This is a genomic window from Mycobacterium sp. 1165178.9, assembly GCF_001673555.1.
Classification (GTDB): Bacteria; Actinomycetota; Actinomycetes; order Mycobacteriales; family Mycobacteriaceae; genus Mycobacterium.
On record NZ_LZMB01000242.1, the window covers coordinates 1 to 2561 of the forward strand.

At 69.9% G+C, this 2561-nt stretch carries 3 protein-coding genes and 1 pseudogene; all 4 read right to left on the minus strand.

The window, feature by feature from the left end:
• Nucleotides 1-589: pyrroline-5-carboxylate reductase (gene proC, locus A5652_RS11035; protein WP_197513908.1), on the minus strand; the 589-nt coding region annotated here is incomplete at its 3' end.
• A gap of 27 nt (nt 590-616) precedes the next feature.
• A complete protein-coding gene (locus A5652_RS11040) occupies nt 617-1468 on the minus strand; it encodes a thioesterase family protein (protein WP_067350520.1) in 852 nt (283 codons plus the stop codon).
• 26 nt (nt 1469-1494) lie between these two features.
• Entirely contained in the window at nt 1495-2337 is an 843-nt protein-coding gene (locus A5652_RS11045) for a sugar phosphate isomerase/epimerase (protein ID WP_067350521.1), read from the minus strand.
• A 14-nt stretch (nt 2338-2351) separates the two neighbouring features.
• Nucleotides 2352-2561: pseudogene (locus A5652_RS11050) on the minus strand (hypothetical protein); the annotation flags it as partial.

A 2561-nucleotide genomic window follows, 5' to 3' on the forward strand; every position in this document is an offset into this window, starting at 1 on the left:
CCGCGGCCACACCGGCGTCGATCAGGGCCTCGACGAGCAGGAAGAAATACGCCGGCCCGGAGCCCGACAGCGCGGTGACGGCGTCCATCTGGCCCTCCGGAACGCTCAGGACGCCCCCGACCGAGTCGAACAGGGCCGAGACGCCCTCGAGCTGCGCCGCGGTGACGAATCTCCCCTTAGCCAGCGCCGTGACCCCGGCGCCGACCAGGGCCGCCGCGTTCGGCATCGCCCGTACCACCGGCGTCCCGGCCGGGAGCTTCGACTCGAAGTACGTGATGGTGACGCCGGCCGCGACCGTGACGAAGACCTGCTCGGCGGTATCGCTCTCGGCGGCGGCGGCCGCGCGTGCGAGCTGCGCCATCACCGACTCGACATCGGCGGGCTTGACCGCGACCACGACGAATGACGCGTTCTCCACCGCGTCGGATAGCGAGCTGATCAGCACGGAATAGGTGTCGGCCAGGTATTTGGCGCGCTCGGGAACTCGCTCGACCACCACCAGGTCTTTTACCTGCCGACCCGCCCGCAGCAGACCCGACAGCAGTGCCTCCCCGATACTGCCGCCACCGATGATCGCGATTCTTGCCATGCCGGACAGCATCGCAGACCCCGGGCGCTAGCGAGCGGCAGGGACCAGCGCCAATTGACGGGCCTGCACCACCAGGCGGCCCAGGCTGTCGACCACGGTGTGGTCCTCGTCGAACCAGTCCTGCCCGATCTCGGTGCAGGTCGCGATGATGCGCAGCCAGCCGTCGGCCGGCAGGCCCCGCAGAAACGCCGTGAGCTGGATTGTGGGCGCCCAGCCGGTGCGGTCGACGGCGAAGGTCACCGGTGCCGACAGATCGCCGCACATGAGCGCGAACAGCGCGTCCGGGGCCACGCCGCGGGGGCGCGCCCACATCTGGATCACCGGCGGGCGCCCGTCGCCGCGGGGCGCCATCGTCGACAACACCGGCCGCACGTCGCAGCCCTCCCCCAGGTGCACGAGGCCGGCCAGCGGATGTCCGGGTCCGATCGGCTCGATGTCGTCGGGGGGCTCGGGCGCCATCAGGTCGGCCACCGGGTTGGCCGATAGCAGCGGGCTGGCCACCCCTTGCGAACCGTCCCGATGCCAGTGCTCGGGTTCGCCGAGGTTGACCACGGCGTGCACTGCGGTGCGATCGCCCTGGTTGAGCTCGACGTCGACGACAGTGATCCGGCGGCCCCGCTTGCGCAGCGAGGTCACCAGCTGCACCGGACCGGGGTCGGGCGCCCACAGGAAGCTCGCCGACACCGCGACCGGATGCTGGACCGGTTCGAGTCCGTCGGACTGCTCACCCCATGCGGTGCGGGCGGCGTTGGCGCAGAGCGCCAGCATCGCGCCGCCGTGCACCCTGGGACCGATGGTCCAACGCTTGTCGAGCTCGCCTTCAAAGGCGCCGGAACCGACCTCCCGCAACGTCATCGCGGTGGTGAATAACGCACGCATGTCGTCTGGGTTTTCTCCTGGCTTGGTCAACGCAACAGATGCGTGCGGGCAAACTGCAGCGATTCGGCGAGCATGGCCTCGCGCTCGCTGGCGGAACGGGCGCTGGACGTCGACACCTCCAGGATGACGTGCCCGGCGAAGTGGCTGCCGGCCAGCATCTGGCACATCTCTGCGGTGGGTTGCGTGCCGCGCCCGGGCACCAGGTGCTCGTCGGCGGGCAGCCCGTTGCCGTCGCACAGGTGCAGATGCACCAGCCCATCCCCCATCCGCTGGGCCATGTCCAGCGAGTCGGTGCCTGCGGTCGCGGTGTGGGACAGGTCCAGCGTGTAGTGCGCGTGGTTGCCATCGAGCGGGTCGTAGGAGGGCGCGAACGCCGAAATACCCGGGCCGGGTCCGCCACCGCGTCTGCGCATCCGCTCCAGCGACTGGCCGGCCCCGAAGAGCCGGTCGGCGCGGAAGGGGAACATGTTCTCCACGGCGACCATCACCTCGCTCGAGGCTTCCAGCTCCGCCACCTGCTCGCTGAAACCCTCGGCGTAGCGCCGCTGCCAGCGAAACGGCGGGTGCACGACCACGGTCTGGGCGCCCAGCTGTTCGGCGGCGCGCACGCTGCGATCCAGCTTGGGTATCGGGTTGGCACCCCACACCCGCTGCGAGATGAGCAGGCAGGGCGCGTGCACGGACAACACCGGGACGCGGTAGCGCCGCGACAGCTTTTTGACGGCGGCGACGTCCTGACTGACCGACTCGGCCCACACCATCAGCTCGACGCCGTCGTAGCCGAGCCGGGCCGCGTACTCGAAGGCGGCCTCGGCCCGCAACGGGTACACCGAAGCCGTGGAAAGGCCGACTTTGATGGCTGGGCGCACTGTTTACGGTGCCGCTAGCCCGATTGCAACGACAGCGCCAAGGGTCCCAGGGTGATCAGCGCACCCACCGCGACCGCGATCAACGTGCTGGCGATGTCCTCGGTTTTGCGAACCACCCGGACCCCGGCCACCAAGCCCAGAATGACCAGCACCGATAGGACCAGCGCCACCAGGCTGTTCCAGCGCCACAGCTGGTCGAAGGCCACGAACAACCCGCCGCCGAA

Bases quoted from the DNA above. Each gene is read 5' to 3' on its own strand.
- A5652_RS11040 (WP_067350520.1), bottom strand. From the start codon at position 1,468: ATGCGTGCGTTATTCACCACCGCGATGACGTTGCGGGAGGTCGGTTCC.